The following is a 12,745-nucleotide window of genomic DNA, read 5'->3' on the forward strand; positions in this document are numbered from 1 at the left end:
CATCGCTCCTTATCATTTACTTTAATAGTTCCTTTAATTGATCCAGCGTTTTCTGAAAGAAATCTTCTCCTAAAACACGTTTGTATTGTAAAGCACCCTTTGTACTGGAAATGAGTAGCATAGCCAATGACTCTAAATCCTGCTCATTTGTTGATTTCAGTGCACCGTGTTGTTTCGCCTCTTTCAGTAACCCTACAAAGACATCGATTTCCATTTGACTAAGCTGCTGAAGCTTTTCTTGCATTGGTTGCGGTAATTCTTGATAATCTGCCTGTAAAGCTGAGATAGGGCAAATGCCGTCTTGCTCTAGAAATTCTATTCGCTGCATAATAAAGGCAAATGGCTTTTCCTCAGCTGGCAAAGTGGACTCCTTCATCAATGTAAAAGTTCTCTCTAACCCTTGTTGAATCCTTTCACATACAGCAATCCCTAAGTCTCCCTTCTTCTCGAAATGATAGTGAATACTGGCCTTCGTGACGCCAAGCTCCTTTGCTAAATGCTCATAACTAAATGATGTGAATCCTTTTTCCTGAATATTCTTCAATGTTAATTCTATAATTTGCATTTTTCTATTTGTCATGGCTTTATACTAACTTACTAGTAGGTAAGTGTCAATCTAAAAAATGCAGCCGATAAACGATTTATCTGCTGCTCGCGTGATTATTGCATTTCCTTTGTTGGTCCCATCACGCCAGGTACTGGTAAACCTGCTTGACGGAGCAGGACCGTCATTTGTCCACGATGATGTGTTTGATGATCGATTAATACACGTAATAGAGCGCCTTTTGACATTGGAGCTTTAAAACCAGTGACAACTTCTAATAAGTCCTCATTTGAAAGCTTTGCGACTGCCTCACTTACACCGTTTGCAACCTTTTCATAAGCAGCTACGATTTCAGCCGCAGTCGTTGGCACAGGATCTTCTTGACGAATCATGGGTACTTTTAACCCTGCTAGATAGCTAAAATAACCTGCTGCTCCAACTAAATGCCAGCCTAACCACCCAAGTGTACTGTGGCCCTCTACAATACTTTGCTGAAGCTTGTCATCTGTTAAAGCCTGTAATACCTGTAGTGTCCCGTCTGATGCATTTGACCATTCTTGTAAGAAATCATCTACATGTCTATACATGTCTTTGCCCCCCATTTTTGAATTTCATTTCTATCATAGATAATTTTTCATGCTGTTACAAGTTTTCGCTAAATAGTTTACATAATAATATTATGTATATATATCATATTATTCGTATAACACTCCTCGTTCACGTATAATGAAAGAAAATAGCGAAGGAGTGTGCCCATGAGATACCCTGTTCTAGTACTTTCTGTAGTATTTTTACTAGCTGGCTGTCGTGAAGAAGTTCAGAAAGAGCCTGTGCCAGCTCCAACACCATCTGTGGAAGACAAGCAACCAGTGGAACAAGATCAAACGTCACTTCTCTCCTATTTTCCACCTGATGGATCTGTTGCTTCTTTTCAAGGGGAAGGAAATGAATTTGCTAGCTTCACACTAAAAACCACCTACCTCGATACACAGCATATCGTACAAATAGAGGATAATGGTGGTGTAACACTATTAAAAATCTTCCGCATAACGGATACAAGTATTGATCTTGTCTATCGAGAACCTGTTGACAGTAATCCAAGCATGCCAAGTGCAGCTGAGGCAGCTTCTTATCCTGTACTGGAAACCGTACTTCAAAAGCCATTACAAGTCGGGACAAGCTTTCAAGGTTGGACCATTGAATCAACGACAGCTACTGTTGATACTGGTATAACGGTCTATCAAGATGTCATCCAGCTAAGTCGCTCTGAAGATCAAATGACCACAACCAAATATTTTGCAAAGGACATTGGTCTAATTCGCAAAGAGGACACGATGGAAACAGAGCAAGATGAGCCATTTGTTGTGACATCAACCTTGCAAAAAATAGAATAATTGAAAGAAAACAGGCGTCCTGCTTGGGCGTCTGTTTTTTAGCAAAGGAGGCCAAACAATGAGTGATATACATAATACAACACCCAAGCAAGATGAATTAACGGAAGAAGAATTTATTGAACTTGTACTAGAGGAACAGCAAAAAGCATTAGCACAGGCGCAAGAAGAACGCATTTATGGAAAAAAGCCCAAGAAACAAAAGCCTCTTGTACGCTGGATCGTGTGGGGTATGGCACTGGTGCTGTTTTTCAATACATTTGCCCTCATTTTTCAAATCTACTCCATACCTGCACTTGAATTTATCAAGGTTTCAACGCGGCTCTCTGCACAAGAAGATATACAAACCTATAAAAAGGCAGTCGTTGAAATTTCAACAGGCTCCAGTAAAGGCACTGGTTTTGCCATCTCACCAGATGGTCTGATTGTCACTAACGCCCATGTTGTCGAACATGCCACAACATTATCAGTCGTCTTTCCTGATGAGGGATTGATGGAGGCGACACTAATCGAGAGCTATCCAGCCGTAGATTTAGCCTTTGTACAGGTGCAAGCTGAGCAACTTCCCTATCTACCTCTTGCAGAAGATCCACCTTACACTGTTAATGAACATGTCTATTTTATTGGAAATCCACTTGCTTTCACCGGTATCGCTAATGAAGGAAGATTGCTAGAAGCCATTCAATTAGAAGATTGGCAGGAACCAGTTAGGATACTAAAAGCTCCTGTTTATCGTGGCAATAGTGGTAGCCCTGTAATCGATCAACATGGGGAGGTCATTGGGGTTATCTTTGCCACGATGAAATATGAGCCCATTGGACGTGTTGGCCTGTTTGTACCTGTACAACAACTCCGAAATTTATTAGAAGAGCAATAAAAAATGAACCTGCTTATGACAGGTTCATTTTTTTAGATGCTTTAGGTTTACATAATATTATTATTTATCTTTACTTTCTTGCTTGACGAACTGAGCAATTGGCGATTTTACAGGAATTTTACTGACAACCTCATCACTCACTTCTGCAACCTTTTGTAGCACATGTAAAAGCTTGTCATCCCCTGTCCAATGCTTTTCCACTACATCTGGACCCAACTTATTAATAATGGTATTTACCACAAAAGTTGCTAGTACAACATCATCTAAATAGCCACCAAAGCCTAGCAGTCCTTCTGGCATTAAATCCATCGGTAATACAAAATACGCAATGGATGCCCCAATTAATGCACGACTCTTTTTATCTACACCTGCATCGGTTACAGTTTTAATTAATAAATGAAATAAATCAGGCACAAACATTAAATACGGAGTAAACTTGTTACTTTTTCCTTTTTTCGACCCAAGAAAAGCTACTAATTTTGTACGTAGTTTCTGATAAAAATCTTGTTGCTCCTGTTCATCAGGCAATTTTTCTTCATTATTCACATTCATCTGCCTCCTTCTTTACAAGCATGCGCTATTTTGGCGGGGCTACCCTCCATTTTATGGGGTTATCCGCTACTTTTGTGCAGCTATCCATCAGTTTCACATGGCTATCCGCTACTTTTATAGTGCTATCCTTTACTTTTGCATGGTTATCCACCACTACTATATATTTAACCTAAAATAGAATTTGTAATCCTTAAACTTGCAAATGATACAAAAAAGACATCCTATTTGCATAGGATGTCTTGGGTTTAACGAAAGTGATTTTAATTACTGAGAATTAAAGTTTAGTTACGTTAGCAGCTTGTGGTCCGCGGTTGCCATCTACAACTTCGAATTCCACTTTTTGACCTTCGTCAAGAGTTTTGAAACCTTCGCCTTGGATAGCTGAGAAGTGTACGAATACGTCGTTTTCACCTTCAACTTCGATGAATCCAAAACCTTTTTCTGAGTTAAACCATTTTACTGTACCTTGTTTCATTTAAGAAAACCTCCAAAAAATAAAAGTGAACAATATGTAATTTCTTCAGCGATTGAAAAAAATTCACATATTACAAAGAGTACCGAACTAACGCGATCACTTTTTGTAATATGTGAATTCATGTTTCCGGTGAAGCAATTAAATTGTTAAGTTAAGTATAACTGCCATCCATAATTTTGTCAAATAAAGAAAAAATCTTTTTTACTTTTTTTCAAAATTTTTTTACTTCTCTTCTATTTTACAAGCAATTATTCCATGATATACTTGTGCATCATCATCGCAAGCCTCACAATAAAAGCTTTCATCCTCAGACCAAAAAGCCCAATACTGCTCCTCTTTCGTTGCCTCATTATCATAAGAGGAACGAAAATGCGCTAATCTTTGCTGTAATGCACGTTCAAAGAGCTCCTTCGTGTCAAATGTATCTTCGGTTTGAATATAAGCTTCCCAGCCTTCAAATTTCCACCAAGGCTCATAGTCCGCTTTCATGTAAATAATTGTATACATATTTGCCCATTCCTTGCTGTCATAAGATAGTTTCATTTTAGCAAACACAACTGAAATGTCTATTAAAACCACCTGAATTATGCTATTATTACCTTATTATACATACTTTTTGGAGGTATTTTTATGTTTTCAAGTATTCGACCTAAAGCAGAGCTAGAAGAACTACTAAAACGTGGTACAGATTTACATGCAACAGGCCGATTTTACCAAACACTGGCATTCAATCATTTCAATTCACAAGATGAGGAGCACTTAAAGGCACTTTATCAAAAGCTCAAAGATATTACCCCTTCCATGAATGCCATTTTTCACCATTATTTAAGCGAGATATCCCCTACCTCTCAATTAATCATTAGTGAAGAAAATATTAATCAATACTTAACACAGTTTTTCTTAGCAACTCGTGATGATCATTATGTAGATGAAACTGTCAAATTTTTCAATCTATTCCGTAAGCATCAATATGAGCCTGGTAAATTAATTGTTGTCTTCAACCAATTTGCCTTCTATATTACTACATATATTTTACACAATTTTGGTATCAAACCAAATAAAGCATTTCAATATATGAAATCATTCCAATCCGCTGTCAATGTCGATCAAGAATTATTAGTGGAAGTGTTAACAGAACGCATTATTGAAAATGTGGTAGGAGAAGTATCCTCTTTAATGGATGTCAATGCCAAAATTATGTACATGAAGGATTTAGTTTTTAGCCTAGATAAGCAAAATGAAGAAATTCAATCCTCTACTGCTGCAACAGAACAGATTGCTGCTTCTATCAATGAGGTTGCACGCATGTCTTCTCATATATCAGAGAAAACAACTGAATCTGTTGACCATGCTACAAAAGGTAAAAACGCTATTGAGCATGCTCTATCGGAGATTTTTAAAACAGAAGAGACATTTACATCCATTGTTGACTCATTTTCAGAATTACAAAAACGGGTAAATGATATTGAGCAGGTTGTCACATTAATCAATCAAATCGCCGATCAAACGAATCTACTCGCACTTAATGCCTCCATTGAAGCAGCGCGTGCAGGTGAACATGGGAAGGGCTTTGCGGTCGTTGCACAGGAAGTACGAAAGCTTGCTGAAAACACGGTAGCTGCGCTAAGTGAAGTATCTGCAAATGTTCATCATTTAAAGAGTTATTCTAATGATGTTTCTAACTCGATTACAGATACGACAGCTATTATTAAAGAAGCAACCGTTGAAGCAAAGGATTCGTTACCATTATTAAATGCCATTGTTCAAGCGATTGAGGGTATTAATTTAGATGTGACAAATACGGCTGCCATTTCCCAGGAACAAGCAGCTGCGATTGATGAAGTTTCAGCAAGAATGATCGAAATTTCAAGCTTGCAGGAAGATATTCGTGATTATAGTCATAATACATCCAGCGATATTCATTTATTAGGAAAAGAAATTAACCGTTTCCGTAATGATCTTATTGCTAACAATAATGTACAGCTTTCATCTATTGCCCTACTACAATTATCGAAAGCGGATCATATTTTATGGAAATGGCGCATTTATAACATGTTCCTTGGCCTAGAAAACGTTGATCCAAGCGATGTTTCTTCTCACAGAGACTGTCGACTTGGCAAATGGTACACTGCGCCTCGTACAGTCGAACGTTTCGGTCATTTACAGGACTATCATGAATTAGATGGCTATCATTTACGCGTCCATGAATCAGCGAAGCTTGCGGCTGAAGCCCATAAAGCGGGTCATATCGAGCAAGCTGATGTTCATCTAAAAGAGGTCGATGAGGCATCAAAGCATGTACTTTATCACATTAATAACTTAATTGCCTATTTAGAAAAAGAACGTGTCATGCAATAAAAGGAGAGGTTCGCCCCTCTCCTCTATTAAGTAGGAGGTATTCCCTTGAACAAACGAGCAAGTATAAAATTTTTTGGTGATGTATACGGCACAGGCTACCGATTCTTCATCAAGCAAAAAGCTATTGAATTAGGGTTAAAAGGATACTGTCGATTGAATGACGCAGAGCAAATTGAAGTGGAAGTGGAGGGCTCAGAAAAGGCACTCAATGAATTTCTCCTTTTTGTCCAAAAAGGTGTGAGTCCCCAAGCCGATTCCAATTCATTTTCTTTAGAATTATACGATGATTTAAAAGGCTATATACGTATGGAGTCAGACATTGTTTAATGTCTGACTTTTTTGTAGTGTTGTTTTAGAGAGGGGTTTAACAATTTTTAATTAACACGGCGTTTTGTTACATAGGAAGTATGATAAAATTATCAAAAAATATATCGGAGTGATAATAATGAAATTTACTTGTCCTTGTTGCGGCTATAAGACATTGAGCGGAAAACCACCAGGTACATATGAGATATGTGAAATTTGTTTTTGGGAAGATGACAGCGTTCAATTTTATGATAATGACTTTGTAGGTGGTGCTAATACACCATCCTTAAGGCAAGCACAGAAAAATTTCATTATATTTGGTGCGTGCGAAGAACGATGTATTGCGTTTGTAAGAAAACCAAACGAAAAAGACGAAAAAAATTCAAATTGGAAGCCGTTTGTCTAGAGATTAGTCAACACTGGGAAATGATTACTTCTCTCCTTTTTATTGAAATCAAAAAAAGTCATGCTCTTAAGAACATGACTTATCATCATTTTTTGATTTTTATCTTTTGAATGGCAGCCACTAATATTGATTCATCAGTGATTTTCACATATTGATTTTTAGATTCCTTCATATATCCTTCTTTGTTTAAATAGGCTTTTAATTTTGATTTTTTCTCAAAGACTTTTTCTTTCACTTTCTGTTCACTTACTGGTTCATCGATATTTTTTGTAATAGACACCAGAAAAATTTTTGTCATCATATATCCCCCTTTGTTTCAGTTACGAATTCACTTGGAAAAAGTTTCATACAAGACTCATTCATTTTGGATGAAGATGCTCTTCTTAGAGAATAAACGGCTCCTTTTCGAGTTAGAGCCGCTCATGGAACTCACTTATCCGCTCGCTCTGAGGCAGAAGCCGCTCTTGAAATCAAATTACGCTCCTCTATTCAGAGACCGAATTGCAAAAAATCGCTCATTCCGATGTCAAAATGGCTCCTTAGGAGAACTAAACCGACTTATTCATGGAAACAACTCACTTATTCTATGTATTATCATTGAGAAAGTTCACAAATAGCAGTAAAATTTATGTAGGGGATTAATTTTCAATGAAACTTTATGTCGATTATTTCGTATAAGAAGATAGACATATTGAAAAGCAAGGAGGATGAAACAATGCTTAGTGTCGGACAGTTTTTCTCTAGACATAGTGCCAGCTTTCTTATTTCGCTCACAACTGTTTCTATCGCAGCCATTGCGGCAAATCCTGGATTCTTCCTTGGTGGTTTACTGTTTGCGGGTTCCTATGCGACGAGTACAGCGTTGCTGAAACATAGACAAAAAAAGAAAGTCATGCAAATAGCAGGCATCACAAAAGAAGAGTTCAAACACATTGAATCACAAGTATTAACAGCCAATAAGCATATTCAAACATTGAGTCAAAACTATTTACGTGTACGTTCTGTTTCTGCTTTTAAACAACTACTTGAAATGACGCGTATCTCCAAAAATATCGTCAAAATCGTCAAGACAGACCCACGTAAATTTTATAATGTGGAACCATTTTTCTATGCACACTTACCTTCTGCTGTGGAATTAACGGATAAATATACGATGCTTTCCAAGCAGCCTGTGAAGGATAAGGAAATTCAATTAACTTTATCCAAAACACGCGAAACCTTAACTGATTTGAATGACACAATTCAAATTGATTTAAAGGATGCGCTTGCAAATGATATCGATCATCTGCAAATGGAGATTGAATTCGCAAATCGTTCCAATCTTAGACGTAGAGAACAATTGGACTGGCGAGGCGATGATAAATGACAGCAAACGAACACGCTTTTCAACTAAATACCATACCAGGGCTTTCTCCACTAGTCCAATCCTATTTAGAAACAACTCCACAAAACGAGGCGATAGCGACTTATGAAACGCTATCGCCTCTTGCACAAAGTCGTGCATTATTGTATGCCAGTCAAATCGATTTGGCTGATTTTGAATCATTGCTGTCCCTTGGGCAAGATTCACAGCGAGCTCTGTCTCAATTTGCCGACCGTATGCTTGCTCAAGTAAAGCAAAAAGATGTCACTAAAATTGGTCAAATGCTGGATTCTTTAATGCAGACGTTAGATCGAGTAGATCCGACTGCTTTGGAACCTAAGAAGCAAACCTTTTTCAAAAAAATCTTTGGCAAAACCGAGCCTAATGTGAAGCAAACACTCACAGAATTTGAGCGTATTAGTATACAGGTGGAACGTATTGGTGTACAACTGGAGCGTGCACAGCTCCAGCTGATCAAAGATGTCGAAAACTTAGAGGCGCTTTATGCCCATAATCGAGGATTTTTTGAGGAATTGGCAACAGCCATTGCCGCAGGACAAATGAAAAAGCAGCAAGCCATTGAGGTAGAACTACCTGCACAAATAACGAGTGTCCAAGCAACCAAACAGCCACTTGCAATTCAGCAATTAAATGACTTTGCTGCTCAAATCGAAAGACTGGATCAACGTATTTATGATTTACAAGTATCACAGCAAGTCGCCCTGCAAACAGCTCCTCAAATCCGTATGATTCAACAGGCCAATCAAACCTTAGCTGAAAAAATTGAGTTTTCTATCGTTACCTTGATTCCGCTCTGGAAAAACCAACTGGCGATGATGTTGTCGATGCATATGGATCATCATTATGCACGTTTAGAGGAGCGATTATCAAGGGCTCATGATCGCTTCTCAAGTCCCACGTTTGAACAGCAAGTTTCGAAGTTTAAAGAAACACAGCAAGAACTGCAAACAGCAATTAAAGATGTTTTTGCCCTGCATACCGCAACTGAACAAGAGAAACAGCAGCTACAGGATGTGGCGGGTGCTAGCAGCTATCAGCGAGATTAACAAAAAAATGGGTGGCTCAGCAAATGTTCTGAACCACCCTGTTTGTTTTTATTCAAAATATTCTTTATAGTAGCCACCGACATTACCTGTGTTGTCGATGATAAAAATGAACTCTTCTGTTTCATTTTTCACTTCATACTCTTTCCCTACAGTTAATACGTTTGATACTAAGTATTTCGATGCATTTGTATGTTTGCAAGTAACCGTTCGTAATGTTGGCGCATCTTTCCATTTTAAATGTAACATATTCTCTCTACCTCTCTTTACTAGCAAAAGCTAATGTCTATTGTTTATTTTATAATATTTTTGGTCTTTTGTGGAGAAAAAAGAAATACTATACCTATTCTATCCAAAAAAATGAATATTTGAGGTGTTATGATGAGTTTTGGTGGAGTACCGCAATGGTTTTTTATCATTGCTGTAGCATTCGCAATCTGCTTTGTACTTTATGCAGAATGGAATTCTAGAAAATAAGTGAGTCCAACAGGTTGGACTCACTTTTTTGTGCTTATTTTAATGTACGCTTTAAAAATTCCTTCGTACGTTCATGTTGTGGATTGACTAATACTTGTGCTGGAGGGCCCTCCTCCACAATTACACCCTTATCCATAAAGACAACACGATCTGCTACTTCTTTGGCAAATTCCATCTCATGTGTCACAATGAGCATCGTATTGCCCTCGTTTGCTAGCTGACGCATTACCTTTAACACCTCACCCACCATTTCTGGGTCTAATGCGGATGTTGGCTCATCGAATAGCATAACATCAGGATTCATTGATAAGGCACGAGCGATGGCCACGCGCTGCTTTTGTCCGCCTGAGAGTTGACGAGGCTTGGCATTCACATATTGATCCATGCCAACGATTTTCAAGTATTTAAGCGCCGTTTCTTCTGCTTCTTTTTTCGAACGTTTTAACACTTTGATTTGGCCCACTGTGCAATTACTTATGACATTGTGGTTGTTAAATAAATTGAACTGCTGGAACACCATGCCTAAATGTGTACGATATTCTTGAATATTGTGCTTTTCATCTAGGATGTCTTCCCCTTTATAAATAATTTGACCGCCACTTGGCGTTTCTAATAAATTTATGCAACGAAGCAATGTGGATTTACCAGAGCCAGAGGAGCCAATTAAACAAACTACCTCTCCTTTTTCCACTTGGAAATTCACATCTTTTAACACTTGGTTACGTCCAAATGATTTACTTAAATGTTCGATTTTAATGACTGCCATTTGTGCGTCCCCCTATACAGCTTCTTTTTGTTCTTTTTGATAGGCATCAGGACCATCTAGACGTTTTTCAACATAAAGAAGGATGCGAGATGCGGTAAATGTCATGATGAAATAAAGAACACATGCAACGAAGAATGATTCGAAATAACGGAAGTTGTTACCCGAAATTGATTTTGTTTGGAAGAATAATTCCGTTACTCCAATGACATTTAATACGGCTGTATCTTTAATATTCATGATTAATTGGTTACCTGTTGCTGGTAAAACATTACGCGCTACTTGTGGTAAAACTACATGAAGCATAATTTGGAAGTGATTCATGCCAATTGCTGATGCTGCCTCGTATTGACCATTATCAATAGATACAATACCGCCACGAACAATTTCTGCCATATAGGCCCCTGTATTGAGGGAAACGACTAAAATACCTGCTGTAATAAAGTGCATATCGATACCGAATGCGATATCTAATCCGTAGTAGACAACCATAGCTTGTACAATCATTGGTGTACCACGGAAAAATTCAACATAGCATGTTAGTATAAAATTAATGAGCTTTAAGCTATAAAATTTCACACCTTTTTTACGAACTGGAATCGTATGCATAATTCCGATGAAAAATCCGATAAATGCACCAATAATTGTACTAATACTCGAAATCAGTAACGTATAATACGCACCTCGTAAAAACATTTGCCAGTTGTTTTCAATAATTGAAAGTATCCATTCAAGACTCATGATGTTCCTCCTAACAATGTCATCTTGCTCGTTTATTTCTTTTGTGTCCTAGCTCTTTCTACTATTCTATGATTTGTCACGCTAGGACATTATCATTATGTAGAGAGGTTCTCATTTTGATAATGATGAAATGATCATGCACGGACTAATTGCTAGTCCGTGCCCTATCATTATTGTGCTGCGGGCTGTTGAGAAATAGCTTCTTCCATAATGGCTTGACGATCATCTTCTGAAATGCCTTTTAGGATTTCATTGATTTTTTCACGATTTGCGTCATCTTTACGTAAGCCTACAGCAATTGAAGTATTTGATAGGTCTGTATCAAAGCCTTCTTCAAATGCTACATATGTGAATTTATCGTTGGCTGCAGAAGCGGAAATGCCCTCTGGACGTTCAGCTACATAGCCATCAATTTTACCTGCTTCTAGTGCCACACGCATTGCTGGGAAGCTCTCCATTGCCGTTTGCTTTTCTACGCCTTTAATTTGATCGATAACTGTGTAGTTTGATGTATTTAATTGTGATGTAATTTTAGCACCTGAGAAGTCTTGAATCGATTTTGCGCCTTCATATTTGCTACCTTTTTTAATAACCATAACAAAATCAGAAGTATAATAGTTTTCTGTAAAATCAATTGTTTTCTTACGTTCTTCTGTTGGTGACATACCTGCAATAATTGCATCAATTTTGTTCGATTGTAGCGCTGGAACTAATCCGTCCCACTCCATTTTAACAATGACTAACTCTTTGCCTAAACCTTCAGCGATTTTCTTTGCCATTTGTACATCATAGCCACCTGCATATTCTGCATTATCCGCAATTTTCACTGCGCCATTCGCATCGTCTTGCTGTGTCCAGTTGAACGGTGGGTAGCCAGCCTCCATGCCAATTCGGAATTCACCGCCGCCTTCTTCTTTGTCAGTTCCAGCATCACTTGAACCGCCCTCTTTTTTGTCGCTTGTGCCACATGCAGCTAGCACAATTGCCGTCATGATAGAGATCATTACTAACAACCATTTTCTTTTCATGAAAAACTCCCCTTTTCTGTAAAAAAATAAGACAACTGTACTAAAAAAGACCTAAGTTTATTGAACTTAGGTCTTACCTTTTATGACAGTTGCCCAAATCCTCACTATAATTTCCATGTTTCCGAGATAGCACAACCTAGTAAATCTGGAAATCCATTTACTAGGACAGTCCTGCACTTATTCACTGCAGACCCAGTATAAAAGTACGAGCTCCTTTTATACTTCGGCGATATTTCCTTCTTCATTGCGTCTTCGCTTGCTTTTACTCAACAATGAACTAATAAATACCGCGCCTCTACCTCACTGGTAACAATTCGTGAGGTTTGTTTATTTAATTGATATTTTGATACTACTATAAAACTAATATGTTCGTCAAGACGATTTTAACATTTTTCTGACT

17 protein-coding genes and 1 riboswitch are annotated in these 12,745 nt (G+C 37.9%); of the genes, 7 read left to right on the top strand and 10 right to left on the bottom strand.

Annotation, left to right across the window (positions count from 1 at the left end; all coding sequences use genetic code 11):
• Window positions 1-16 precede the first annotated feature (16 nt).
• Together HCH28_RS16055 and HCH28_RS16060 are read right to left on the bottom strand one after the other, a co-directional pair.
• Window positions 17-580 carry a TetR/AcrR family transcriptional regulator gene (locus tag HCH28_RS16055; RefSeq protein ID WP_221682166.1) on the bottom strand — a complete coding sequence of 188 codons (564 nt, stop codon included), beginning with the start codon at window positions 578-580 and terminating at the stop codon, window positions 17-19.
• A gap of 80 nt (window positions 581-660) precedes the next feature.
• Window positions 661-1,131 (bottom strand): DinB family protein, encoded by a 471-nt coding sequence (locus HCH28_RS16060; RefSeq protein WP_221682168.1) that lies wholly within the window; start codon window positions 1,129-1,131, stop codon window positions 661-663.
• 168 nt (window positions 1,132-1,299) lie between these two features.
• Between HCH28_RS16060 and HCH28_RS16065 the strand changes: the two genes are divergently transcribed.
• Complete coding sequence (locus HCH28_RS16065; RefSeq protein WP_221682170.1) at window positions 1,300-1,938, top strand: hypothetical protein; 639 nt, start codon at window positions 1,300-1,302, stop codon at window positions 1,936-1,938.
• A gap of 58 nt (window positions 1,939-1,996) precedes the next feature.
• Window positions 1,997-2,812, top strand: coding sequence for a S1C family serine protease (locus HCH28_RS16070; protein ID WP_221682172.1), 816 nt, complete (start codon window positions 1,997-1,999; stop codon window positions 2,810-2,812).
• A gap of 60 nt (window positions 2,813-2,872) precedes the next feature.
• On the opposite strand, the gene HCH28_RS16075 is transcribed toward HCH28_RS16070, so the two are convergent.
• From HCH28_RS16075 to HCH28_RS16085, 3 genes are all read right to left on the bottom strand, one after another.
• Window positions 2,873-3,364: a YkvA family protein gene (locus HCH28_RS16075; RefSeq protein ID WP_221682174.1), complete on the bottom strand. Its 492-nt coding sequence runs from the start codon at window positions 3,362-3,364 to the stop codon at window positions 2,873-2,875.
• A gap of 274 nt (window positions 3,365-3,638) precedes the next feature.
• Window positions 3,639-3,839, bottom strand: coding sequence for a cold-shock protein (locus HCH28_RS16080; protein ID WP_004230088.1), 201 nt, complete (start codon window positions 3,837-3,839; stop codon window positions 3,639-3,641).
• Window positions 3,840-4,061: 222 nt separating this feature from the next.
• On the bottom strand, window positions 4,062-4,346 hold the full coding sequence (locus HCH28_RS16085) for a DUF1033 family protein (protein WP_009371335.1): 285 nt from the start codon (window positions 4,344-4,346) through the stop codon (window positions 4,062-4,064).
• Between the two features lie 123 nt (window positions 4,347-4,469).
• Between HCH28_RS16085 and HCH28_RS16090 the strand changes: the two genes are divergently transcribed.
• The 3 genes from HCH28_RS16090 to HCH28_RS16100 all read left to right on the top strand — a co-directional run bounded on the left by HCH28_RS16090 (window position 4,470) and on the right by HCH28_RS16100 (window position 6,909).
• Window positions 4,470-6,197, top strand: a complete 1,728-nt coding sequence (locus HCH28_RS16090; protein ID WP_112118691.1) for a globin-coupled sensor protein — start codon at window positions 4,470-4,472, stop codon at window positions 6,195-6,197.
• Between the two features lie 45 nt (window positions 6,198-6,242).
• Window positions 6,243-6,524, top strand: coding sequence for an acylphosphatase (locus HCH28_RS16095; protein ID WP_016994023.1), 282 nt, complete (start codon window positions 6,243-6,245; stop codon window positions 6,522-6,524).
• 118 nt (window positions 6,525-6,642) lie between these two features.
• On the top strand, window positions 6,643-6,909 hold the full coding sequence (locus tag HCH28_RS16100; RefSeq protein ID WP_221682177.1) for a CPCC family cysteine-rich protein: 267 nt from the start codon (window positions 6,643-6,645) through the stop codon (window positions 6,907-6,909).
• Between the two features lie 85 nt (window positions 6,910-6,994).
• On the opposite strand, the gene HCH28_RS16105 is transcribed toward HCH28_RS16100, so the two are convergent.
• Complete coding sequence (locus HCH28_RS16105) at window positions 6,995-7,207, bottom strand: hypothetical protein (protein WP_221682179.1); 213 nt, start codon at window positions 7,205-7,207, stop codon at window positions 6,995-6,997.
• A 417-nt stretch (window positions 7,208-7,624) separates the two neighbouring features.
• On the opposite strand from HCH28_RS16105, the gene HCH28_RS16110 reads away from it, so the two are divergent.
• Both HCH28_RS16110 and HCH28_RS16115 read left to right on the top strand, forming a co-directional pair.
• A complete protein-coding gene (locus HCH28_RS16110) occupies window positions 7,625-8,275 on the top strand; it encodes a 5-bromo-4-chloroindolyl phosphate hydrolysis family protein (protein WP_221682181.1) in 651 nt (216 codons plus the stop codon).
• On the top strand, window positions 8,272-9,339 hold the full coding sequence (locus tag HCH28_RS16115) for a toxic anion resistance protein (RefSeq protein ID WP_221682183.1): 1,068 nt from the start codon (window positions 8,272-8,274) through the stop codon (window positions 9,337-9,339). Before HCH28_RS16110 ends, HCH28_RS16115 begins: the two co-directional genes overlap by 4 nt.
• 48 nt (window positions 9,340-9,387) lie before the next feature.
• Here the strand turns inward: HCH28_RS16115 and HCH28_RS16120 are convergent, their stop codons facing one another.
• From HCH28_RS16120 to HCH28_RS16135, 4 genes are all read right to left on the bottom strand, one after another.
• Window positions 9,388-9,585, bottom strand: coding sequence for a DUF6501 family protein (locus HCH28_RS16120; RefSeq protein WP_221682185.1), 198 nt, complete (start codon window positions 9,583-9,585; stop codon window positions 9,388-9,390).
• Between the two features lie 262 nt (window positions 9,586-9,847).
• Window positions 9,848-10,579: an amino acid ABC transporter ATP-binding protein gene (locus tag HCH28_RS16125; RefSeq protein WP_004230107.1), complete on the bottom strand. Its 732-nt coding sequence runs from the start codon at window positions 10,577-10,579 to the stop codon at window positions 9,848-9,850.
• Window positions 10,580-10,591: 12 nt separating this feature from the next.
• Window positions 10,592-11,317, bottom strand: coding sequence for an amino acid ABC transporter permease (locus HCH28_RS16130; protein WP_004230111.1), 726 nt, complete (start codon window positions 11,315-11,317; stop codon window positions 10,592-10,594).
• A gap of 170 nt (window positions 11,318-11,487) precedes the next feature.
• On the bottom strand, window positions 11,488-12,345 hold the full coding sequence (locus tag HCH28_RS16135) for a transporter substrate-binding domain-containing protein (RefSeq protein WP_004230114.1): 858 nt from the start codon (window positions 12,343-12,345) through the stop codon (window positions 11,488-11,490).
• Window positions 12,346-12,464: 119 nt separating this feature from the next.
• A riboswitch (Lysine riboswitch) is annotated at window positions 12,465-12,651 on the bottom strand.
• Between the last annotated feature and the right edge of the window lie 94 nt (window positions 12,652-12,745).

The sequence above is a fragment of the Lysinibacillus sp. K60 genome (assembly GCF_019731275.1).
Taxonomy (GTDB): domain Bacteria; phylum Bacillota; class Bacilli; order Bacillales_A; family Planococcaceae; genus Lysinibacillus; species Lysinibacillus capsici.